The sequence below is a fragment of the Allopusillimonas soli genome, assembly GCF_004153445.1.
GTDB classification, from domain to species: Bacteria; Pseudomonadota; Gammaproteobacteria; order Burkholderiales; family Burkholderiaceae_B; genus Allopusillimonas; species Allopusillimonas soli.
This window is the reverse complement of the sequence record NZ_SDQC01000008.1, coordinates 14644-36806: the sequence shown is the minus strand read 5'-3', so window position 1 is coordinate 36806 and position 22163 is coordinate 14644. Positions and strand designations below refer to the sequence as shown.

At 59.0% G+C, this 22163-nt stretch carries 19 protein-coding genes; 6 read left to right on the top strand and 13 right to left on the bottom strand.

All coding sequences use genetic code 11. The annotated features are described in order from the left end of the window. Positions 1–40: 40 nt before the first annotated feature. The 5 genes from ERD78_RS18570 (at position 41) to ERD78_RS18550 (ending at position 6723) form a co-directional block, all read left to right on the top strand. Positions 41–2395: a DNA translocase FtsK gene (locus tag ERD78_RS18570; protein WP_129971392.1), complete on the top strand. Its 2355-nt coding sequence runs from the start codon at positions 41–43 to the stop codon at positions 2393–2395. Further along, positions 2385–3011 (top strand): outer membrane lipoprotein periplasmic chaperone LolA, encoded by a 627-nt coding sequence (lolA, locus tag ERD78_RS18565; protein ID WP_129971390.1) that lies wholly within the window; start codon positions 2385–2387, stop codon positions 3009–3011. The genes ERD78_RS18570 and lolA overlap by 11 nt, the downstream gene beginning before the upstream one ends. Before the next feature lie 5 nt (positions 3012–3016). After that, the gene (locus tag ERD78_RS18560) at positions 3017–4432 is read left to right on the top strand and encodes a replication-associated recombination protein A (RefSeq protein WP_129971388.1); all 1416 of its coding nucleotides are present in this window, start codon (positions 3017–3019) and stop codon (positions 4430–4432) included. Between the two features lie 90 nt (positions 4433–4522). Next, complete coding sequence (gene serS, locus ERD78_RS18555) at positions 4523–5863, top strand: serine--tRNA ligase (RefSeq protein ID WP_129971386.1); 1341 nt, start codon at positions 4523–4525, stop codon at positions 5861–5863. 71 nt (positions 5864–5934) lie between these two features. Continuing rightward, on the top strand, positions 5935–6723 hold the full coding sequence (locus ERD78_RS18550; RefSeq protein WP_129971384.1) for an SDR family NAD(P)-dependent oxidoreductase: 789 nt from the start codon (positions 5935–5937) through the stop codon (positions 6721–6723). A gap of 10 nt (positions 6724–6733) precedes the next feature. Here ERD78_RS18550 and ERD78_RS18545 read toward each other — a convergent pair whose 3' ends face one another. From ERD78_RS18545 to ERD78_RS18515, 7 genes are all read right to left on the bottom strand, one after another. Continuing rightward, positions 6734–7612, bottom strand: coding sequence for an alpha/beta fold hydrolase (locus ERD78_RS18545; RefSeq protein ID WP_129971382.1), 879 nt, complete (start codon positions 7610–7612; stop codon positions 6734–6736). 65 nt (positions 7613–7677) lie between these two features. Next, the gene (locus ERD78_RS18540; RefSeq protein WP_129971380.1) at positions 7678–8427 is read right to left on the bottom strand and encodes an ABC transporter ATP-binding protein; all 750 of its coding nucleotides are present in this window, start codon (positions 8425–8427) and stop codon (positions 7678–7680) included. Between the two features lie 9 nt (positions 8428–8436). Continuing rightward, the gene (locus ERD78_RS18535; protein WP_371734639.1) at positions 8437–9267 is read right to left on the bottom strand and encodes an ABC transporter permease; all 831 of its coding nucleotides are present in this window, start codon (positions 9265–9267) and stop codon (positions 8437–8439) included. 23 nt (positions 9268–9290) lie between these two features. Beyond that, positions 9291–10274 (bottom strand): ABC transporter substrate-binding protein, encoded by a 984-nt coding sequence (locus ERD78_RS18530; RefSeq protein WP_129971376.1) that lies wholly within the window; start codon positions 10272–10274, stop codon positions 9291–9293. A 34-nt stretch (positions 10275–10308) separates the two neighbouring features. Next, the gene (locus ERD78_RS18525; RefSeq protein ID WP_129971374.1) at positions 10309–11136 is read right to left on the bottom strand and encodes an enoyl-CoA hydratase; all 828 of its coding nucleotides are present in this window, start codon (positions 11134–11136) and stop codon (positions 10309–10311) included. Then, positions 11137–12333 (bottom strand): CaiB/BaiF CoA transferase family protein, encoded by a 1197-nt coding sequence (locus tag ERD78_RS18520; protein ID WP_129971372.1) that lies wholly within the window; start codon positions 12331–12333, stop codon positions 11137–11139. A gap of 15 nt (positions 12334–12348) precedes the next feature. Then, on the bottom strand, positions 12349–13770 hold the full coding sequence (locus ERD78_RS18515) for an amidase (protein ID WP_257216571.1): 1422 nt from the start codon (positions 13768–13770) through the stop codon (positions 12349–12351). A gap of 335 nt (positions 13771–14105) precedes the next feature. On the opposite strand from ERD78_RS18515, the gene ERD78_RS18510 reads away from it, so the two are divergent. Continuing rightward, positions 14106–14768 carry a GntR family transcriptional regulator gene (locus ERD78_RS18510; protein ID WP_129971368.1) on the top strand — a complete coding sequence of 221 codons (663 nt, stop codon included), beginning with the start codon at positions 14106–14108 and terminating at the stop codon, positions 14766–14768. 32 nt (positions 14769–14800) lie between these two features. Here the strand turns inward: ERD78_RS18510 and ERD78_RS18505 are convergent, their stop codons facing one another. The 6 genes from ERD78_RS18505 to ERD78_RS18480 all read right to left on the bottom strand — a co-directional run bounded on the left by ERD78_RS18505 (position 14801) and on the right by ERD78_RS18480 (position 22157). Next, positions 14801–15283: a hypothetical protein gene (locus ERD78_RS18505; RefSeq protein ID WP_129971366.1), complete on the bottom strand. Its 483-nt coding sequence runs from the start codon at positions 15281–15283 to the stop codon at positions 14801–14803. 154 nt (positions 15284–15437) lie between these two features. Further along, on the bottom strand, positions 15438–16694 hold the full coding sequence (locus tag ERD78_RS18500; protein WP_129971364.1) for a glycosyltransferase family 4 protein: 1257 nt from the start codon (positions 16692–16694) through the stop codon (positions 15438–15440). Further along, positions 16691–17857 (bottom strand): hypothetical protein, encoded by a 1167-nt coding sequence (locus ERD78_RS18495; protein ID WP_129971362.1) that lies wholly within the window; start codon positions 17855–17857, stop codon positions 16691–16693. Before ERD78_RS18495 ends, ERD78_RS18500 begins: the two co-directional genes overlap by 4 nt. 93 nt (positions 17858–17950) lie before the next feature. Further along, positions 17951–19096, bottom strand: a complete 1146-nt coding sequence (locus ERD78_RS18490; protein ID WP_129971360.1) for a glycosyltransferase family 4 protein — start codon at positions 19094–19096, stop codon at positions 17951–17953. Then, positions 19093–21075: an asparagine synthase (glutamine-hydrolyzing) gene (asnB, locus tag ERD78_RS18485; RefSeq protein WP_129971358.1), complete on the bottom strand. Its 1983-nt coding sequence runs from the start codon at positions 21073–21075 to the stop codon at positions 19093–19095. Before asnB ends, ERD78_RS18490 begins: the two co-directional genes overlap by 4 nt. 17 nt (positions 21076–21092) lie before the next feature. Next, positions 21093–22157, bottom strand: coding sequence for a glycosyltransferase family 4 protein (locus tag ERD78_RS18480; protein ID WP_129971356.1), 1065 nt, complete (start codon positions 22155–22157; stop codon positions 21093–21095). Positions 22158–22163: the final 6 nt, after the last annotated feature.

Genomic DNA, 22163 nt, shown 5'->3' with positions numbered 1-22163 from the left:
AAAATCCGAAAATAGATAAACAGCCAATTATAATGAGTCCATGGCTAGAATACCTGCAACATCTCCACGCTCGTCCCGCAACGTGCGAAACGGGCCTTCTCCCTTGCAGTCGCGGCTGTCGGGCCTGCTGCGCGAAGCGCGCTGGATCGTATTCGCCGCGCTTGCCGCCTGGCTAGGGCTGGTGCTTGCCACCTGGGATCCCGCCGACCCGGCATGGTCGCATTCCGTGCAGGCCGCTGTCATCCACAACCGTGGCGGCACCGTAGGGGCTTACATTTCCGATTTCCTGCTGTTTCTGTTCGGCTGGTCGGCGTGGCTCTGGGTCGTGCTGTTGGCCCAGCGCGTTGTGCTGGGCTTCTACCGGCTCACCTCCCTGCTGCAGCCAGACAAGCAGGCGCCGCTGCCGCGCGTGCACTGGGAGGTAGGCATCGGCTTCTTCCTCCTGTTCGTCGGCGTGATGGGCACCGAGGCTCTGCAGCTCAAGCAGTCGGGCGCGCATCTGCCTGCGGGCGCGGGTGGGCAGCTTGGCCAGCTTCTGGCCAATGGCCTGTCCATGGCCATGGGTGTCACGGGCTGCACGCTCATGCTGCTGGTATTTGCGGCCGTGGGCGCCAGCCTGTTTTTCGGGTTTTCATGGCTGCATGTCTCCGAACGGGTGGGGTTGTCCATCGAAAAATTCGTGCGCGGCCTCATTCAGCTCAGGGCGGCGCGCGAAGACCGCAAGGTTGGCCAGGCCAAGCAGGCGGAGCGCACGGAAAGCGTGGGCGTCAAGCAGGTGCAACTGGTGCACGAGCAGCCTGTACGTATCGAGCCTGCCATCACGACTGTGCCTCGTTCGGAGCGCGTCGAGAAAGAAAAACAGAAAACCCTGTTTTCGGCGCCCCGGGAGGCAGGTGTTTCGGGCGATCTGCCCGAAATAGGGTTGCTGGACATGCCCGATGCGAACATTGAGACCGTTTCACCCGAAACCATTGAGTACACTTCCCGTCTCATCGAGAAGAAGCTCTCGGATTTCGGTGTGAATGTCACTGTGGTCGCGGCGCAGGCAGGCCCAGTCATCACGCGTTATGAAATCGAGCCCGCTACCGGCGTCAAGGGCAGCCAGATCGTAAATCTCGCCAAGGATCTGGCGCGCGCGCTCAGTCTGGTCAGTATCCGGGTGGTGGAAACAATACCCGGCAAGAACCTCATGGGCCTGGAGTTGCCCAATCCCAAGCGCCAGATGGTGCGCCTGTCCGAAATCGTGGGTTCGCAAACCTACCACACCAGCGCATCCATGCTCACCATGGCCCTGGGCAAGGACATTGCAGGCAATCCGGTGGTGGCCGATCTCGCCAAGATGCCCCACCTGCTGGTGGCAGGTACCACCGGCTCGGGCAAGTCGGTGGGTATCAACGCCATGATTCTCTCGCTGCTTTACAAGGCGGATGCCAGCCAAGTCCGTCTTATTCTCATCGATCCCAAGATGCTTGAAATGAGCGTCTACGAGGGCATTCCGCATCTGCTGGCGCCCGTGGTCACTGACATGCGCCATGCGGCCAATGCGCTGAACTGGTGCGTGGGCGAGATGGAAAAGCGCTACAAACTCATGAGCAAAATGGGGGTGCGCAATCTCGCGGGCTACAACAACAAGATACGCGAGGCCAACAAGCGCGAGGAGCCCATCCCTAATCCCTTCTCCTTGACGCCCGATGCGCCTGAGCCGCTCACCACCTTGCCCACGATAGTTGTGGTCATCGACGAGCTGGCTGACCTGATGATGGTTGTCGGCAAGAAGATCGAAGAGCTCATTGCCCGCCTGGCCCAGAAGGCACGGGCTGCAGGCGTTCATCTCATCCTGGCCACGCAGCGTCCCAGCGTGGATGTCATTACCGGCCTTATCAAGGCCAACATCCCCACGCGCATTGCCTTCCAGGTATCCTCAAAGATCGATTCACGCACTATTCTGGACCAGATGGGCGCCGAAACGCTGCTGGGCCAGGGAGACATGCTCTACCTGCCGCCGGGCACCGGCCTGCCGCATCGTGTGCATGGCGCTTTTGTGCACGACGATGAAGTGCATCGCGTGGTCGAATCCTTGAAGCAACAGGGCGAGCCCGATTATATCGAGGGCTTGCTCGAAGGCGCGCTCGAAGGCGAAACGGGCGATGGCGTAGGCAGCGTCACAGGCTTCGCCGACGCAGAATCCGATCCGTTGTACGATCAGGCTGTACAGGTGGTGCTCAAGAACCGCCGCGCATCAATTTCATCGGTGCAGCGCCATTTGCGCATAGGCTACAACCGTGCAGCCCGGCTGCTTGAGCAGATGGAGCAGGCCGGTTTGGTGTCGCCCATGCAGTCGAACGGCAATCGAGAAATTCTGGTTCCAGCGGGGAATGCGTCCAATGAAGATTAAACACCTACTGGCCGTGGCGGCGCTGGCCCTGGCACCGCTGGCCACCCATGCGGCGAGCGCCGAGGCTCAGCTGCGCAAGTTCATCGCCGATGTGCCGTCGGCATCGGGCCAATTCACACAGCAGCGACTCAGCGACAAAGGCCAACCGAGCCAGGGCGCCGAATCGGGCACGTTTTCCTTCAAGCGCCCGGGGCAGTTCAATTGGCATGTCGTGAAGCCTTATGAGCAGCTTGTTGTGTCCGATGGCAAGAAGGTCTACCAATACGATCCCGACCTGGCGCAGGTGACCGTACGGCCGGTCGGACAGTCCATCGGCGCATCGCCCGCGGCAATTCTGTTCGGCGAGGGCTCGCTGGATGACAATTTCACCATCGCGGCGCTGCCGGCCAGCGATGGCATCGACTGGATGCGCGCTACGCCCAAAGGCGCTGATGCGGGCTTTGTCCATGTGGACATCGGTTTCCTCCATGGATTGCCGGCGCGGCTGCTGTTGCTGGATGCCTTCGGCCAAACCACCCGCATTGACCTTACCGATATCACGCTCAATCCGGCGCTCGGTCCCGATACCTTCACCTTCGACCCTCCGGCTGGTGTCGACGTCGTGAAAATGCAGTAGCCCTCATGGCAGCGGCTGGCGACCTTTTCTCCTCGCCCGGCGCGGGCGTCCATGCGCCGCTGGCTGAACGGATGCGGCCGCGGACGCTGTCGGAAGTCGTTGGCCAGCAGCATTTGCTTGGCGCCGGCAAGCCGTTGCGTGTGGCCTTCGAGTCTGGCCGCCCGCATTCCATGATTTTCTGGGGACCGCCGGGCGTTGGAAAGACCACGCTGGCGCGGCTCATGGCCGACGGCTTCGACGCTCACTTCATTGCCATTTCGGCCGTTCTGGGCGGGGTCAAGGATATTCGCGATGCGGTGGCCGCCGCGCAGGTGGCCCAGGGGCAGGGGCGACGCACCATTCTCTTCGTAGATGAAGTACACCGCTTCAACAAGGCGCAGCAGGACGCTTTTCTGCCCTACGTTGAAAGCGGACTGTTCACCTTTATTGGCGCCACGACGGAAAATCCCTCGTTCGAAGTCAATTCCGCGCTGCTGTCGCGCGCACGCGTCTATGTGCTGCAGTCGTTGTCCGAAGACGAACTGCAGCAGCTCATCGACAGGGCCTTGGATATTATCAACGGCGAGGGCGTTGCTGCCCCCGATGCAGCCGTTGATGCATCCTCTGGCGGCAAGCCCGAAGAGGGTGGGGCGCCTGCGGGCGTGGCGGCGTTGCGTCTTGATCCGGCAGCCAGGGAGCAATTGGCGCAGTGGGCCGACGGCGATGCGCGCCGCGTTATCAATGCCATGGAGGTGGTTTCCGAATCGGCGCTGTCCGCGGGCCGCGACCTGGTTGACAGCGCATGGCTCGAAACCGCGCTGTCGCAGAATCTTCGCCGCTTTGATAAAGGCGGCGACGCCTTCTACGACCAGATCAGCGCATTGCACAAGTCTGTGCGGGGGTCCGATCCCGATGCCGCCCTGTACTGGCTTTGCCGTATGCTGGATGGGGGCGCGGATGCCCGCTACCTCTCGCGTCGCATTGTGCGCATGGCCTGGGAAGACGTAGGGCTGGCCGATCCACGCGCCATCCAGATCGCCAACGATGCGGCTGCCACATACGAGCGTCTTGGTTCGCCTGAAGGCGAGCTGGCGCTGGGGCAGGCCGTCATTTATCTGTCCGTCGCGGCCAAGAGCAATGCGGGCTACATGGCTTATAACCAGGCCCGCGCCTTTGTTCGCCAAGACACCTCGCGCAGCGTGCCCGTCCATCTTCGTAATGCGCCCACCCGACTCATGAAAGAACTGGGATACGGGCATGCCTACCGCTACGCGCATGACGAACCACATGGCTATGCCGCGGGCGAAACCTATCTGCCGGAGGGAATGGGAAAGCCCAACTGGTACCGGCCGGTATCCCGCGGCCTTGAGGGAAAAATTGCCGAGAAAATGGCTTTTCTGCGGCAGCTGGATGAGGAAGCTGCAAAGAAAGGCGGCAGCTAGCCTGTTTTCATAGGCTTGAGCCTGTTTATGGGCTTGCGGGTAAAATTCTTCGTTCAGCCTCTTTTTTTCGTTTCATTATCCGGTTCATTTATGCTAGACCCCAATCAGTTGCGCAAAGATCTGCCTTCGGTTACGCAGGCCCTGGCAGTACGCGGTATCGACTTCGATGTCGAGCGGTTCAATCAGCTGGAAGCGCGGCGCAAGTCCGTCCAGGTCGAGACCGAGGCCCTGCAGGCGCGCCGTAATGCGATATCCCGGCTCATAGGCCAACTGAAGTCAAAAGGGGAAGACGCCAGCGAGGAAATGGCGGAGTCGCAGCAGATTCCCGCGCGTCTCAAGGAGCTGGAGCAAGACCTGGCCGCCGTGCAGGGCGAGCTGAATGACTGGCTCATGACCATTCCCAATCTGCCGCACGACAGTGTACCCACAGGCAAAGACGAAAACGATAATGTCGAGCAGCGCCGATGGCTGCCGCCAGGCATGGCGACCGATGAGCGCGGCCTGCCCCAGCCTTTGGCCTTCAGCCCTCGTGACCATGTGGCAGTCGGCGAACCACTGGGGCTTGATTTCGAGACCGCGCGCAAGCTTGCCGGCGCGCGTTTCATGATGCTGAGAGGCTCCCTGGCACGGCTGCACAGGGCGCTGACGCAATTCATGCTGGACCTGCAGACCGGCGAGCACGGCTACACCGAGTGCTATACCCCTTATATTGTCAATAGCGCCACATTGTTCGGTACAGGCCAATTGCCGAAATTCAAAGACGATATGTTCTGGGTGACCAAAGGCGGAGAAGGCTCCATGCCCGATGAAGACCAGGATAGCGCGGACGATCTCTATCTGATCTCCACATCCGAGATCACGCTGGCGGGGTCGGTGCGTGACACCATCGTGCCGTTGCAGGACTTGCCGCTGCGTCTTACCGCTCATACGCCGTGCTTTCGTTCGGAAGCTGGCAGCGGTGGCAAGGATGTGCGCGGTATGATAAGACAGCATCAGTTCGACAAGGTCGAGATGGTGCAAGTCGTGCATCCCGACAACTCCTATCAGGCGCTGGAGGAAATGACGGGCCACGCGGAAACGGTACTTCAGCGCCTCGGCCTGCCTTATCGCGTCATTCTGTTGTGCGGCGGCGATATGGGCTTCGGCGCTGCCAAGACCTACGATATCGAAGTATGGCTGCCGGCTCAGGATACCTGGCGCGAAATTTCGTCGGTATCCAATTGCGAGGCTTTTCAGGCGCGACGCATGCAGGCGCGTTACCGGCCCGAGAAAGGCAAGCCGGAATACCTGCATACGCTCAATGGATCGGGCCTGGCGGTGGGACGCACGCTCGTGGCGGTACTCGAGAATTATCAGCAGGAAGACGGCAGCGTTGTCATTCCCGAAGTGCTGCGTCCCTATATGGGGGGAGCCGAGGCGATCAGGCCCTGAGCAACCGCTGCGCAACCCGCTGGACCGAAGGGTGCCTGCCGTCGCTGGTGCCACATGACAGGAAAACGGATATGGATCTGGAACTGAAAGGAAAAGTGGTATTGATCACAGGCGGCAGCAAGGGTATAGGTTTGGCCTGCGCCCAGGCTTTTGCGCGAGAGGGCGCGCGCGTGGCCATCGTCTCGCGCAGCACCGCCAATCTCGATGCAGCACACGCATCGCTGCGTGCTGCGGGATACGATGCGCTTGCCTTGGCTGCTGATCTGGGCGATGCACGGGCCGCCCAGAACATGGTGGATAGCGCCGAGGCTGATCTCGGACCCATCGATGTTCTCGTGAATTCGGCGGGCGCCGCAAAGCGCTATCCGCCCGCCACGCTCACCCCCCAGGCCTGGCGCGACGCAATGGATGCCAAGTATTTCACGTATATCAATGCCATGGATGCCGTGCTCAAGGGCATGATTGCCCGTGAGTCGGGCGCTATTGTCAATATCATTGGCGCAGGCGGCCGTGTGGCCAGTCCCATCCATCTGCCGGGAGGTGCAGCCAATGCCGCGCTCATGCTCGCCTCAGCCGGCCTGGCCAACGCATGGGGCAGCAAAGGCATACGCATCAACGCCATCAATCCGGGTGCTACGCTCACCGAACGCGTGCAGGGCGCGCTGGAGGCCGAAGCACAAAGCACTGGAAAGTCCATCGAAGCGCTGCGCGAGGCTATGGCGCAGCGCATTCCGCTCGGGCGTATCGCCAGGCCAGAAGAGGTGGCCGATACCGCGCTGTTCCTGGCCTCTGCACGCGCCAGCTATGTCACTGGCGCGCTGGTCACCATGGATGGCGGGGTACATCCGCTGGGGGCCTAGGCCAAGGTTTCTAGTCCACCTTGAGTATTTCGCTAGTGGCGCGGGGATCACGCATTCCCCATTTCCCCGATTCAACCATGCTGAGAAAGTCCCAGACATATCGATTGAATGTATCTGGCTCTTCAAGATTAAGCGTATGTCCTGTTTTCGGCATGATGAGCAGGCCGCTGGTTGGTATGGTCTGCTTCAGATAGATGGCGGGCTGCAGGCAATGGTCGTCTTCGTCGCCTGCGACAATGAACACTGGTATCTGGATCCGCCTAAGTTGTTCCTCGAGGCTATATAGCGAAGGTCTGCGAGCCTGAACGCCTCTCATGGTCAGGGCCGAACCCACGGCGTCATGTTCGCCCAACTGGCGGGCAAACTCATCCCAACCTCGGGGGTCTTTATTTTGCAGCTGGACTCTGGATGCACCGCTCGCATATATGGGTGCGAATTTTTCGCTGCCTAGCGTGTCGAATTGCTCAGCCGCTTTCAAGCTCGCCGCCACGAATGAGGATGCCTGTGCGGGTTCGGCTCCGTAACCCGAGCCTGCCACGGTAAGAGAAAGCGCTCGCTCCGGGAACATGAGCCCGAAATGTAAGGTTGCGAATCCTCCCATGGACAATCCCACAATGTGCGCTTTATCTATCTTGGCGGCATCCAGAACGCACGCTATATCGCGTGCCGCGCGCTCCTGCGAGTACATGTCTTGTTTGTGTGGCACATCAGAAGGCAGATAGCCGCGAGCACTGAATGTAATGCAGCGATGGCGGCGGCTGAAGAATCGCATTTGCGATTCCCAACTGCGCCAATCGCCGGCGAACTCGTGTACCCAAATAATGGGTGTGCCGTCGCCCGCCTCTTCATAGTACAGCTTGATACCGTCATCGGTGCGTGCATACGCCATCTTGGATCTCCATGTTCAGTGTGAGGCGAGCCGTCTCGGGCTCAAGGGGTGGTAATTCCATGTCGTCAATGGCGAATTTGCATCAGTATCTCGCGCTTCAGATCATTGAATTCTCGAGTGGTTGTGTCCTCTATGGTGCGAGGGCGATCCAGAGGCACATTGATTTGGCTGTTGATGCGGCCAGGGCGTGCAGACATTACGCAAATCCTGTCTGCAAGAAGAATCGCTTCATCGATGTCGTGTGTCACAAACAGTACAGTAGTACGCAGCTTTTGCCATACCGACAGGAGCAGCTCCTGCATGGTCAGCCGTGTTTGCGCATCCAGAGCACCGAAGGGCTCATCCATGAGCAGGATTTTTGAGCCCAGAGTTAATACCCTTGCGATGCCCACGCGCTGGCGCATACCACCCGAAAGCTGAACAGGAAGATGATCGACGAAGCCAGAGAGGCCTGTAATGTCCAGCATCTCACGTGCCCGAACCTCATATTCCGTTTTCTGGGTACCATTTACTTTTGGGCCAAAAACAACATTCTCCCAGACCGTCAGCCAAGGAAACAGGGCTGCCTCCTGGAATACGACGCCACGCTCCGGGCCAGGCTTGTCAACTTGATGACCATTTACTAGCAGTCCGCCCGAAGTGCCTTGCTCGAAGCCGGCGATGAGATTGAGCAGGGTGGACTTTCCGCAGCCTGAGGGGCCAAGCAACGCGATGAACTCGCCCGGCTCAATGTCAAGGTCTATGCTGTCGAGTGCGTGCACGGGTGTCGCGCCTGGATATACCTTGCTGACTTTACTAATCGATATTCTCGACATGTGCTGACCTCAGTAGTTTTGTAATATGCGCCATCTGAGCACATGCCGTTCCAGCCAAACGATCAGGCGATCGCTGATGTAACCCATGATCCCGATGGACACCATGTCGGCGAGAACGATGTCCATGCGGCCCACATAATACGCATCCCATAGCACGTATCCTAGACCGGACTTCACCGCCACCATCTCTGAAACGATGACCGCGGTCCACGCGATTCCCAAACCCAGTCTGAGGCCTGTGAATAAAGAGGGCATCGCCGAAGGCAACACAACGCGGCGCAACATTTGCCAGGACGAGCAGCCCATCATGGCGGCGGCGCGAACCAGGTTGCGATCAACATCCCGCGCCCCTTGCGTCGTATTAACCACAATCGGGTAGAACGCACCCAGGAAAATAAGAAACACCGAACCCAGGTCTCTGATACCGAACAGAGCAATGGAAAATGGCAACCAGGCCGTGATGGGTATGGGCCGCATGCCTTGCACCATGGGATCCAGCATGAGCGCAACAGCTCTGCTCCAGCCTATCATCAAGCCCAACGGCACGCCTAATACCAAGGCAAGGGCGAACCCCTGGGCCACACGTAGTGTGGAATACTGCACGTTACCCACCCATGTACCTAAATAGGGATTCAACCCCATACCCGGATCGGCAAAAATCCAGTCGCGCCAGGCCACAATTACTTCCAGTGGCGTTGGCACGACGCCCGCCATGCTGGCCTGTTGGCCCACCACCTGCCATACCAGCAGCAGGGCGCATGGGACGGCAATACCCATCAACAGGCGTCGCGGAGCTTGTAGACGCCGCTTGGTACGGGGGCTGATTGCATTCGATGTCATGGTGTTCATGGCTGGGATAGTTGCTATGGCTTCATGACGGCGTCAACAAGGGATGGGTCCCATGCGTTTCCAATTTCACCACTGGTGTCCTTGGGAATGACCCCCAACTCGTTGAAAACCTTTGCTTGACGCTTAAGCTGCTCCACATCGAGCACACCGCCGAGCTTGATAAGCTTCACGGAATCTCGCGTCACGTCGATGGGCAGGCCTGTGAATTTAGTGTAGGCCTGAGCAAATGCTTCGGGATCGCTTTCCAGCCGTGCCTCGGCATTCTTGTATGACCAGAGAAAGCAAAGCAACGCCCCGCGCTTGTTCTGGATAGCGTCGCGCGTGGCAGCCAGCATGCCAAGCTCGGCGCCCACAGCTTTGGATTGACTGTAGTCCATCTGATCGGCAAAGTAGGCTTTGCCGCTTGCCACAATCTGCGATTCGAATGGCTCCCAGAGCGCCACGGCATCAACGTCGCCACGCTCCAATGCTTGAATGAAAGCGGTGCCGCCTCCCTGGATATTCACAGCCTCGAAACTCTTGTACGGTATACCCTTTTCCGCAAGCGTTGCCGCCCACTGAAACCATACAGCAGAGCCGGGTGCGATCCCGATCCGCTTGCCTTTGATATCGTCCCAGGTGTGTATATCCACATCCTTGCGAACCACGAGGTACTTGGGCGAGGATGCCACGCCTGTTAGCCCGACGATGCTCTTATTTCCCTGAGCCAGTGCGATGGCAAGGTCGGCTGGGCCTATGGTGGCGACATCCAGTGAGCCCGACAGAAGGGCCGTGCGGGCGTCGGCGTAGCGTACGAACTCAGCAGGCTTGTACTCCACATTGCATTTTTCCAGATCTTCCTTGGCGAACAGTATGGGGGATACGTGGCCGACTTTTACATATCCGATATTCAAGGTTTCTTTGGCTTGCAGTGCGGGAGGGCGTGGGCCTATCGCGAACGTGGCGCTGGTGGCCGATGCAAGACTCAAAGCAAAAGCAATTCTGAGCATGTTCTTCATGATGTCTCCTCGATGGATGGCACTGCCATCGCGTTTATTGACCCTTGAACTCAGGATCACGTTTATTCCGGAATGCCTTTTGTCCTTCCAGATAGTCTTTGCTGGCAAAGCATGCGTCGATGGCGCGCTGCACCCGCTGCTCAGCTACATCCTGTGGATTGATTACGTGGCTCAAGGCCAGCTTCACGGCTTGTATCGTCAACGGTGCATTTTTCCCAATACTGTCAACGGCGGCCTTGGCGGCGGCAGCAAACTCGGCCTCGCTGTAGCTTTGATGCACCATCCCGAGCCGGGCAGCCTCCCTGCCATCGAAAGTGCGGGCGGTCATGAAAATATCGGCGGTATTTGCCAATCCGAGAATGCTTGATGCGCGCTGGATTCCTTGCAGGTCGTATCCTAGCCCCAGACGGGCGGCTGGCATGCGGAATTTCGCATCATGGGTGCAATAGCGCAAGTCGCAGGCCAGGGCGAGACCCATGCCACCGCCCATACAGATGCCTCGTATGCTGGCGACCGTTGGCTTGGCGCAGGCGCTTAGGGCGTGTTGGGCCGCCTTAACTGCGTTGCCGTAGTCTTTGATATGTTCTGGTGTGTCGCGCAGCTGTGCAAATTCGGAAATATCAGCGCCGGATACAAAGGCCTTATCCCCGTCGCCCTCCAGAACAATGACGCGGATTCCCGAATCGGTGTCGGCCTGATCGACAATGCGTTTGAGATCACGCCACATGGCGAGTGACATGGCGTTATAGCGGTCGGGGTTGCTGAAGATTATTCTGCACACGGATTCTTCACGATGCATCAAGACCTTACCTGGCCTCTTTGCTGCCGTTTGGCGCTGTGCTGGTGGCGCTGAATTTGCCATTTATACGACCCCGCTATTCTTTAGGCTGGTTACGGCGTCCTCGCTGTAGCCAGCTTCCTTCAGAATTTCATCAGTATGCTCGCCCCAGCCGGGCGCGCTGCGCTTGACATCCGCTGGCGTGCGTTCAAGCGTAACGGGCTGGGTAATGAAGCTGCGATCACCGCCTTGCCATGCTGTAATTTTTTTTGCTACACCCAGGTGTTGTACCTGCGGATCCTCAAACAACTGCGGCACTGTATAGACCGGGCCAGCGGGAACACCAGCCTCGTTCAGAAGTTTCACCCAATGCTCCACTGTTGCCGTGGAGAAGATTTCCTGAATTTCCTTTGTAAGCCTCCCACGGTTCCGGACGCGCAGCTTTTCCGTGGAGAAATCGGGGTCCTTGAGCCATTGAGGCTGTTTCAGCGCCGCACAGAATCGTTGCCAGTTTCCCTCGCCTGAAGCGCCCAGATTGAATGGGCCGTTTGCCGCATGGAAGAGCCCCATGGGGCTGCTGGTCGGGTGGTCGTTTCCCGCTTGAACAGGCACATCCCCGTCATTCAGATAGCGTGCTCCTTGGAAATCCATCATGGCTATCTGTGCATGAAGCAAGGAAGCATGAACCCATTGGCCTTTTCCCGAGATTTCCCGCTCGAGCAGCGCCGTCAGGATTCCGATAGCGACATACAGGCCTGTGCTTGAGTCGGACACGGCAAGCCCTGCCCGAACAGGCCCCTGTCCGGGCAGGCCGGTCACGGACATCAGGCCGCCCATGCCTTGGATAATCTGATCGAATCCCGGCCTATGGGCATACGGGCCTGTTTGGCCAAAACCAGATATGCTGGCCAGAATGACGCGTGGATTGATCCGCGAGAGGGATTCATAATCCATGCCAAGCCTCTCTTTGACATCGGGGCGCCAGTTTTCGACGACGACATCGGCGCTTTTCACCAAGCGCTTTAGTACTTCCGCTCCTTCAGGCTTTTTCAGGTTCAATGTCAATGAGCGCTTGTTGCGATTCAGGTTCTGAAAATCGCCACTCCATCGGTCTGCGGCAAACATGGCTTCATTTGGATCAATGCCGGGAGGCGGCTCTATCCGTATCACGTCTGCACCGAAGTCGGCCAGCATGCGCACGCAGGTTGGGCCGGATCGGACACGAGAGAGATCCAGGACACGAAATCGCTGTAATGCCGCGGAAGCGTGAATTGCCGGCATAAATACATTCCCTCTTTAATGGTTAGCTTTTTCCGCTGGGCTGCTAGCAGGAGAAAAACCTCGTTCGGCGTATCGCTCCTGCTGGATACGCCATGCAAAAGCCAGCAGTAAAGCTTCGGTTCGAGGCTTGCCTATCACTTGTATGCAGACGGGACGACCCTTTTCATCCTCGCCGATGGGGAAGGTGATGGCGGGCAAACCCATATAGTTCACAAATGCGGTCCAACTGAACAGGGCGATGAGCGCGCGCGGGTCGAATTCTGGAGAGTCGGGGAGCACGGCCGACCAGTCGGGTACGCCTTGGGGCAGAATCGGCGTCACGAGCATATCGCTATCTTTCAATATGAGCGTCAGAAACGCCATGGTCAGTTCGTGTTGTAGCGCCTGAGACTCTGCGTACCAGAATGCCGGCATGGCAGCGCCTGGAAGGGCAAGCGCACGTGTAGTCGGTGACAGAGGGCGCGTGGATGGCGTGCGCAATGCATGTGCATGCGTGCTCGTACACTCTGCATGAAGCACCACGCTGGCGTGACGCGTGAGCTCAGGATAATTGGTTAACGAGACGTGTGACACGTGTGCAAAGCGGGCGATCCAGGACATGAACGTTTCCAGCACCCTTGCCTGGGGCTCGCTCGGTGTTGCATAGGAATCTTCATGCTCCGGGCACCATGCCAAGCGCCAGTGATCTGGCATGGGAAGCCCCTTGTCAAGGTTGTCCCACGCGTTGTCGGATAGAGCGTCGCTTGTGGGGGGCAGATGGCTGAAGATCCGCTTCCGAGCACTTATGCTCATGGAGGCGGCAAGCACCTGCGCCGCATCAAGCGCCGACCTCGCCATGACGCCTATGGTATCCAGGCTAGGTGCAAGGGGGTAGCAGCCAGTGGTTGGCAAGAGGCCTCTGGTTGTTTTGAGGCCCAAAATACCGCAGGTCGCAGCAGGAACACGAATCGAGCCGGCGGTATCCGTACCAAGCGATGCGTAGCATAGGCCGGCAGCTACCGCCACGGCAGATCCGCTTGAAGAGCCACCGACCATTGCGTTTGTCGAAATAGGATTGACCGGGCGTGGGAGATTCGGATTGTCTCCGGTAATGCCGGCTGCGAATTCCGCCATGCTGAGGGCAGCCATGGGTTCGCTTCCCGCCCGAGAGAGATTGCGAATCGCTGTGCACGGTTGTTTCCATGAGGGCGCGACAGCCGCACCGCATCCGGGAGTACGTCCGCGCATCGTGAAGATATCTTTGTGCGCCAAACCAATCCCTGCCAGCGGCAGTGTGTGATCGATGTGGGTCGGGAGCGGGAAAAAATGCGTTGCACTGTGCCAATGCTCATCTTCTTCGCGTATGTGCCGATACTGAGCTTGAAGCGCTTCCCCAGCGGAGCAGGCACGCTTGGAGATCAGGCGGCGCAAAGCAACAAGAGAAGGAGGCAATGACATCATATCGAAGCAGTCCGCCTTGTGGTCGGCGGTTTGGGAGCAAGCCGGTCCAGTGTCTTGGCAATGCGGCCCGCTTCCTTCGCCGTCGCAGCTATGCCCTGGGCTGCCAGAAGCGCGACGACTAACCTTGATGGAATCACGTAATCACGTGGCGGCTGTGTCATGGCGGTTTATAAAAATATATGTATCATTAGAATAAATATATTTATAGGCAATGTTATTGTTGTTATGTATAGGTATAAACCCGATAAACAGCCTCTGTTATATTTCTATACATCCATGAACGAGATAAGCCGGGGGACGCGTTGCGGCGTCGCCTATGGCAAGATGCAGAGATGAAAGTCAGCGAACGTATACGCCAGCTTATTGAGGAAGACATTCGCTCGGGTGTGCTTCTACCCGGCGATGTCATCGATGAGCAGGAGCTTGCAGCCCGTTTTGAGGTCTCGCGCACGCCAGTGCGCGAGGCATTGCTTCAGTTGGAAGCGCAGAACATTCTTATCAGCCAGCCGCGTCAGGGTATGGTGGTTGCAAAGATGGATATTCAGCAGTTGCTGGCGATTTGGGAGCTGTTGTGTGAGATGGAGGGTGTGTGTGTACGCTTGGCCTGTGAGCGCATGTCCGATGAGGAGCGGCAACAGCTCGTGCGTGTGCACGAGCAGGCCCAGGGTGTTGTCGATGCGGACGATGTGGATGGTTGGCGGGCCATGAATCATGCTTTTCATGACGTGCTGTATCAAGGGTCTCGCAACCCATATCTGCGCCAGGAAATTTTGCGTCTGCGCGCGCGCACCGGCGCATACCTGCGTTATGCCTTTAGTGCGCTTGGCAGGCTGCGGTCATCGCAGGAGCAGCACGGACAAATCGTGGATGCGATATTGGCACATGATCCTCAGCGAGCACATGCCATGATGATGGAGCACATCAGTTTGGACCAGGGAGCGCGGGGCTTGACGGATTTTATTATTAATCTTCCGCGCTCGATGCTGAGTGCCTGAGCGAGCACCCCATAGGAATGCGCTCCCTATTTTTATTTTGCATGGCGCGCCAAGTAGCCTGACAAATGACGATGGCGCCGCGGCCTGGCGTGTGCTCCGGGTACGGTATGGGCTGGACGGCTTACGGGCCGATGGCTGCGCGCGGCTTCAGCCTCGGTTTGCCGTGTAGCAGGCAGGGGACCCGACGGGAAGGGTGGGGCGATGTTGCCGCGCGTTTCGTTATTGTTGTCATCCTCCACCGTGGGAGAAGCCAGGTTGAGCGCGGTTACCACGACAACCACCCAGAACAGCAGCGAAAGCGAAGTGGCCAGCATGCCGTTAAGGCTGCCGTAACCGGTGGCTTCCGAGGCGCGGATGTCAAGCAGCGGGGAGACGAAAGGAATATGGCCAAGTATTTCGACCACAAGATTTCCTGGCAGTCTGTACACGAAGCGGATGGCTTCCCAGAGTTCCCACGCACTGTAGGACCCGTCGCCGTTGATGTCTAGAATCAGGTTGAACGACTGGATACTCATGGCGGCTCCTTTTCAAAGCCGGCCTCGGCGCCGCTAGCGTGCCAAGGCCAGAACCGGGACTGCAATCCCGTGCAACTCATGACAGCTATGTAACTACTATATCCTCAAGCGATCATGGACGCAATGCCGCAACATGGTTGTGCCTGATCAAGGATCAGGCTGACGGAAGCCTGGATGCGGGGGGCCTGCGCGTGAGGGATGCAGGAACCGCGGCTTCCGCGGAAACGCCGATAGGCGCTTCGATGAGATGCTGGCTGGGCAATGCAGCGTAGTAAAAGGCCTGCATGTTCCGCCAATGCATTGATCGCTCGAAGTGAGATTGAACGATCAGCCGGGCGCGGGCGCCCATTTCCGCCAATGTCGCTGGCGGGCAATGGCACGCTGCCAGCATGGCGGCATGCAGCCCCGAGGTGGATCTGGGCTGTATCAGCCATCCGTTGAGTCCGGGCTTGATCACTTCGTTGCAGCCACTGATGTCGCTGGCGATTACGGGCAGTGACATGGCGCCGGCTTGCAGAATGATATTGGGAAAGCCCTCGCGATAACTGGGCAGCACCAGAATATTGGCCAATTGAAGAGCAGGGCGGATATCCTGCATGAATCCGGTTGCATGAATGCGCGGATGCTTGGCGATGAGGCTCTGCTCATCGTGGTTGATGGGTGCAGTGGTGTCGAGACCGCCCACGATCAGCAGGTGGCAGTTTTCGGGCAGCACTTCAAAGGCCTGCAGCAGTTCGCCTATACCTTTGTCACGGTTCAGGCGTCCGGCAAAGCAGAACACCATGGCTCGTTCGGGGATTCGGAACCTCGTCGCGAGACCGCGGGCGGCGGCTGTCACCGACGCCTGGCCTCGTGCGAATTGATGTGTGTCCACGCCGGCGATATTGCCGTGGCCGATTGGCGCCAGATATTTTCGCGTGATGGCATGCCGCTGAAGATCGGTTTTAACGCCCAATCCTTCAGGCACGATGCGGGTAGCGCATGCGCAGATGAGACGATCCACAGCCATGAGGATCCGGCGCCTGAGGCCTGCCGAGCTCGGAAACACAAGGCCCGTAAAGGTATGAATTCGCACCGGAACGCGGCACAACCATGCGGCCACCATGCATATCAGGCCGGCCTTGGCTGTGTAGGAATGCACAATAGCCGGCCGCAAGCGCAGCAACAGTCTGATCATGGCCAGGATGGAGAGAATATCCCTGAACGGTGCCATGCCCCGGGCCATGGCGACCGGATGTACAGGCAGTCCTTCATCGTCTTGCACATCGCGGAAGCCGGGGCCTGGCGATGTGGCGATCCTGACTTCCAGAGAGTCTGTCAGCGCCTGGGCAAGAAAGCGCGGCTGGTATCGCAGAATAGTATTCAGTGTTTCAGGAACAGTTGTGACTACGAGCAATACGGGTTGTGTCATGATTGCCACCTCAGGCCAGCAAGAATGGGCGCAGCCCGTCTGCGGGGCCGTGCCAGGGAAATGAACAGAAAAATCAGGATCGGGACAAACATCCATTTCTGCCGCAAGGCGATGCCCAAGTTGGGGGTGGTGCTGGCAAGCACCGACCAGGCAAGCAGGGAGTAGATCCACAGGAATGCGCGATTGCCGGGAAGCGGTGCAAGCGGGCGCGCGATCAGTCGCCATAGGCCGAGCAGCATCAGCAACCCCAGAAGGCTGTTCTCCAGCGAAGCTGCAAGAGAAAAAGCGCTGGAGGCTTCATAGGGTAGGGGCCGCAGCAGATATGTCAGCAGCTGCATGGGAAGGCTCATCGACGAGATATCGACACTGGTGCTGCCGTCCAGATTCTCTTGTTGGCGTTGCTGGATATACTCCATGACATCGGTGGCATCCGCATGCTCGCCCACGCCCGCATAGTCGAGCGCGTAAGGCACCATAACGGCTGCGGCCATAATGGCGAGGCTGCCGAATGCCAACCGTCGCTTGACGGAAATGCCGCTTTGAATCATCTGAGAACCAGCCAGGGCAATTACCATCACGCCAGCCATGTGCGGGCGTACCAGCAGCATAAGTGCGATGGCGGCGATCATCAGCGGCATCCTGCGTCTCAGCTGCAGGGCTGCCCAGAGAGAGAGCGAGACGGCCAGGAATGACAATGCGTCCTTGCCTATGGCCGCAGACCAGAAGCTGGCGGATGGCAGTAGAACCAGTAGCGTGGCAAAACGCCGTACCGTGCGATGCTTGTCAGCCGTTGCCACGCGCAAGCAGCCATCCAGGGCGGCCAGACCCGCGAATCCGATGATGTTGTAGACAAGAAATGTGCCGAGGTAGGAAAGCCCCAGACCATTCACGCACAGATATGTCAGATAGTCGACTGCGGCCGACCCGAAAGAGAACTCGATGTTTCCCCGAAGTGCGGCCTCGTAATAGCCTTGAGCATCGCTGACGCTATGCAGCGTGTACAGGACGTATACGATGCACATGCCTGTGTGCCACAAATAGAGAAACAGCGCGCGCTTGCGTTTGATTCTGAATGGGCGCGCCACGGCACACGCCAGGAGTAATCCGGCAAGGAATACGAGCAGGGCGCCGGCAACCTGCCAGGCCGATGAAAAAAGTTCCATGGAAGCACCTGTCGAAGAAGGTCGGCGGCCATGCCCCCGATCGCGCATGCGCGAGAGGTTTCGCCGTCAAAGCAGGCTAGATGCGGAGCGTGTTCAGGGAAGGGGTTGATCTCGTGTGGCAGCCCACAGCGCGTGGTAGGCGGCCACCATATGAGACAGTTCGAAGTACTGGGCAATGCGAAGGCGGCAGGCTTTGCGCCGCTGTTCCCATTCGTCGGGCATGCTGCGCGCGGAAATTGCCTGCAATATGGCCTGTGCCAGGCATGGGGCATTCCGCGGGGGGGCAAGCCACCCCGTCTCACCCACGATCAAGGAGGCGTCGCCCACATCGGTTGCGACACAAGGCGTTCCACATGCCATGGCCTCCGCCAGAACATTGGGGAATGCCTCGCCCGCGCTCGAGAGTATGTGCAGATCCAGCGCGTTCATGATGGCGGGAATATCGTTCCGCTGCCCCAGGAGCAGGACGCTGCCGGCCATGCCGGTGTGTGTCAGCAGGCGTCGCAGCGACAGGTTGTCCTGTGTCATTTCTGCGCCGACCAGCAGGCATTGCATTGCCGGATGTGATCGCTGCACGAGTGCCAGCGCATGAAGAAGATTGCTGTGGTCTTTCTGGACATCCCAGCGCGCCACCATGCCGACCAGAAGCCTGTCTGCGGGCAGGCCGAGGTCGCGGCGCACCCCCGCACGCAGCTTGTTGCTGGGCTGAAATTGCGCCAGCGCGTAACCGTTCGGTATCACCGTTATTTTTTCTGCGCTATAGCCCAGTCTGGCGTGTGTCCGCATGGCCTCTTCGGAACAGCAGGCTATGCGGGCGGGCACGCGGGAAGACAACCGAGCGCAAATACGCGCGATCAGCAGAGAGCGCCTCTTGTTCCTGCCAGGATCCAGATCGGCATGGCGCAAACCCCACGCGACGGCGCGTATGCCGCACAGCCTGGCTGCAACGCCGCCGACGAGATCCGCATGATACATCCATGTCTGAACCACATCAGGCTGCAGCGCGCGCATCTTTTGGTACAACAGCCGCAACCCGGCCAAGGTCAGGCGGCCGCGCGGCATGTGCAGGCAGGTTACGGAGCAGCCTGCGCTTTCCAGCCGTCCGGCATACACGCCGCCATCCATCATCGATATGACATGGTGCTGGTGGCCGGACTGCCGGTCGAAGGCGCACAGACGGTACAGCACCCCTTCGGCGCCGCCGTTTCCCAGCCCGGTGATGATGTGCAGAACCTTCATGGCGCCAGCGCGAGTGCGACGCTGCGCTCCTCGTCGAGCCACGCTTGAAACATCAGCACGCACCAGAGCTTTGAGGAGCAATCATTCAGGTTGTCCGTATGCGCCGTCCAGGCAGCCCGCACCCGTTGATCGTCGAAATAGCCATCGTTGCGCAGGCGGCTGGTGGACAGCAGTGCTTCGCTCCAATCCCGCAAGGGCCCGCGCAGCCACGCTGCGAGCGGCACGCAGAATCCCATCTTGGGCCGCTCCATCAGCGATTGCGGTATATAGCGATTCAGTACTTGGCGCAGCAACCACTTTCCCGTGCCGTTGCGAATCTTGAGGTCCAATGGCATGCGCCAGGCAAGCTCGACCAGCCGATGGTCCAGCATTGGCGAACGCACTTCCAGGCTGTTGGCCATGGATGCACGGTCGACCTTTACCAGGATGTCGTCCGCCATGTAGGTTTGCGCGCCCATGGCCATCATCCAGTGTTCGAAATGATCCGATTCGGGCCAGGCCTGAGGCAGACCCAACAGTGTGGAAGGCTCCTGCGCGCCCAACACTATTGATTCGGGCCGGCTCCAATGACTGCTCAATCTCAGATAGAAGTCTTCGCGGGACCGGGCCGGCAGCAGGGATGCCAGCTTGTGCAAGCGCTCGCCGCTCAGTGCGTTGAGGCCCGAGGGCAGGCAGCGTTGCAGCGGGAGCAATGCCCGGTTCCATGCCGTTACCGACGGCTTGGACAGGCCTGCAGCGAGCGCATTGCGCAGCGAGGAAGGAAGGCCGTCGATGCGTTGCCATATGGATGGCGCGAAATGATAGGTGTTGTACCCGCCAAACAGCTCATCGCCGCCATCACCGCTTAATGCCACGGTAACGTGTTGCCGCGCCAGCCGGCTGACGAGATAGGTGGGAATCTGGGAGCTGTCTGCGAAGGGTTCGTCGTACAGTGTCGGCAGCAGCCCCACGACCGTGAGCATGTCCTGCGGTTCAATGTACAGTTCGGTATGTTGTGTTCCCAGGTGCGCCGCAATTGCGCGTGCATGGGATGCTTCATCATAGTGCTGATCGTCGAAACCGATTGTGAACGTGCGTACAGGCTCGGAACTCTGATTCTGCATCAAGGCGACAATCAGTGTGCTATCCACGCCGCCGCTCAGGAATGCGCCCAGCGGCACATCGGACAGCATCTGGGCCCGTACGCTTGCGGCCAACTGCCGGTCCAGTGCGGAAATGGCCTCGTCCACCGTTCCGCTGAAAGGAGAAGCCAGGCCAGACTGCACGGCATCGTTCAGGCGCCAGTAGGATACCGGCTGAGCGGCGCGTGCTGCATCCTGGCGGCCCAAAGGCAGGCTGACATACATACCCGGGCACAGCTTGTGCAGTCCCGCATAGATGCAATAAGGAGCGGGAATGCATGCATGGCGAAGCAGCAGCGCAATGGCATCGCGGTCGATATCGGCGACAAAACCGGGGCAGGCCTTGAATGCCTTGAGTTCCGAAGCAAAAAGCAGCCTGCCGCCATTCCAGCCCCAATAAATTGGCTTCTCTCCCATCCGGTCGCGAGCCAGTGTGAGGCAGCATGACAGGCGATCCCACAATGCCACTGCGAACATGCCCACAGTGGCCTGCAGCGTTCTTTCCACCCCCCAGGCCGCAAAACATGCCAGCAGAGTTTCGGTATCCGAATGGCCGCGCCAGAAGGCCGGCGCCTGCTGTGCCTTTTCGAGCTCGAGGCGCAGAAGCTCGTGGTTGTATATCTCGCCGTTGAACACCATGACATAGCGACCGCAGGCCGAATGCATGGGCTGTTCACCCGCCGGACTCGGGTCGATCACGGACAGGCGACGGTGTCCCAGGGCAAGCCCCACACGCTGCTCCACCCATACGCCGGCGCCATCGGGTCCGCGATGCGCAATGGCATGCGCCATGGACGCCGCCGCCTGCTGCAGGCCTGTGCTGCCGTGTGGGCTGAATACGCCAACGATTCCGCACATATTTGTCTCCTGATTGCCTAACAGGCAAGCTCTTCGTACATGCGGGCCATGCTGTTGGTCCACGTGTCAAGGTTGAACTTCTGTGCGATTGTGCCGAGCGCTGCCTGGGACATGCATTCCCATGCTTGCTTTTCCATGCGCGCTGCCCTGCGCATGGTGCTCCTGAAGGATGTTTCGTTCTGATCTGCGACAAAGCCGTTGACGCCATCCTGGATCAGCATATCCACGCCCGGCGACTGGGTCACAATGGGCACCACACCGTGCGCCATGGCTTCCAGCAGGGCATTGTTGCCGAATACAAATCGGGCTGGTAGAACAAAAAACCGTGCGCGTGGATACCATGAGAACGGGTCCGTGAAGCCATGCAGCGACAGCCCGGGGGGGCGGTTGTCCTGAGCGTAGATCTGGCGCCTCAAGGTTTCCGGCTCGCACCGTGCGGCGTCCTGGAACCCCAGCATGGCCAAGGTGAGTGACGCCAGTTCAGGATCGGACGCGGAGCGCACGATCCAATCCGGATAGCGCACATGAACCAGGCGATTGACCCAGAGAAAGTCGATATCGCGCCGTGCATCGCCGCGCGGAGCGTCAGGAATCTGTGCGGCATTGGGTACGAAATACAGCTTGCGTGCGCCTTTTGCATCGAGCAGCGGATGCATATAGGGCTCCTTGTACCAGACCGCATCCGCGTGGCGGTAGGCGGCCTGGATAGCCAGACGCGTCGTGAATGAATACTCGTCCATGGAACCAATATCGCCGCGCTCGACGACGATCCACCTGCACTTGAAATACTTCAGCACGGGAAGATAGAGCAGCGTGCAGCGTCCGGCGGCATAGAGCTCGATGTGGCTGTAGGGGCCCTGCTTCAACAGCCTTATGACTGCGGCCAACCGCTTGAGAGGATGGGCAGGCAGCACATGCAGCATATGCGCGTGCGGATCCAGCATCTTGAAATAATGCTGCGAATCGGCGCGGCGGTCTGTGGTGGCGATCGTGAACGCATAGCCCTTGCGGGACAGCATTTGGATCTGGGCCAGGTTCTTGGCGGCAAAGGTGTCGATGCCGAGTATCAGAATGCGCTTCATGGTATG

Coding starts and splice junctions, on each gene's coding strand:
- ERD78_RS18570 (WP_129971392.1), top strand. CDS start 41: ATGGCTAGAATACCTGCAACATCTCCACGCTCGTCCCGCAACGTGCGA.
- lolA (WP_129971390.1), top strand. CDS start 2,385: ATGAAGATTAAACACCTACTGGCCGTGGCGGCGCTGGCCCTGGCACCG.
- ERD78_RS18560 (WP_129971388.1), top strand. CDS start 3,017: ATGGCAGCGGCTGGCGACCTTTTCTCCTCGCCCGGCGCGGGCGTCCAT.
- serS (WP_129971386.1), top strand. CDS start 4,523: ATGCTAGACCCCAATCAGTTGCGCAAAGATCTGCCTTCGGTTACGCAG.
- ERD78_RS18550 (WP_129971384.1), top strand. CDS start 5,935: ATGGATCTGGAACTGAAAGGAAAAGTGGTATTGATCACAGGCGGCAGC.
- ERD78_RS18545 (WP_129971382.1), bottom strand. CDS start 7,612: ATGGCGTATGCACGCACCGATGACGGTATCAAGCTGTACTATGAAGAG.
- ERD78_RS18540 (WP_129971380.1), bottom strand. CDS start 8,427: ATGTCGAGAATATCGATTAGTAAAGTCAGCAAGGTATATCCAGGCGCG.
- ERD78_RS18535 (WP_371734639.1), bottom strand. CDS start 9,267: ATGACATCGAATGCAATCAGCCCCCGTACCAAGCGGCGTCTACAAGCT.
- ERD78_RS18530 (WP_129971376.1), bottom strand. CDS start 10,274: ATGAAGAACATGCTCAGAATTGCTTTTGCTTTGAGTCTTGCATCGGCC.
- ERD78_RS18525 (WP_129971374.1), bottom strand. CDS start 11,136: ATGGCAAATTCAGCGCCACCAGCACAGCGCCAAACGGCAGCAAAGAGG.
- ERD78_RS18520 (WP_129971372.1), bottom strand. CDS start 12,333: ATGCCGGCAATTCACGCTTCCGCGGCATTACAGCGATTTCGTGTCCTG.
- ERD78_RS18515 (WP_257216571.1), bottom strand. CDS start 13,770: ATGTCATTGCCTCCTTCTCTTGTTGCTTTGCGCCGCCTGATCTCCAAG.
- ERD78_RS18510 (WP_129971368.1), top strand. CDS start 14,106: ATGAAAGTCAGCGAACGTATACGCCAGCTTATTGAGGAAGACATTCGC.
- ERD78_RS18505 (WP_129971366.1), bottom strand. CDS start 15,283: ATGAGTATCCAGTCGTTCAACCTGATTCTAGACATCAACGGCGACGGG.
- ERD78_RS18500 (WP_129971364.1), bottom strand. CDS start 16,694: ATGACACAACCCGTATTGCTCGTAGTCACAACTGTTCCTGAAACACTG.
- ERD78_RS18495 (WP_129971362.1), bottom strand. CDS start 17,857: ATGGAACTTTTTTCATCGGCCTGGCAGGTTGCCGGCGCCCTGCTCGTA.
- ERD78_RS18490 (WP_129971360.1), bottom strand. CDS start 19,096: ATGAAGGTTCTGCACATCATCACCGGGCTGGGAAACGGCGGCGCCGAA.
- asnB (WP_129971358.1), bottom strand. CDS start 21,075: ATGTGCGGAATCGTTGGCGTATTCAGCCCACACGGCAGCACAGGCCTG.
- ERD78_RS18480 (WP_129971356.1), bottom strand. CDS start 22,157: ATGAAGCGCATTCTGATACTCGGCATCGACACCTTTGCCGCCAAGAAC.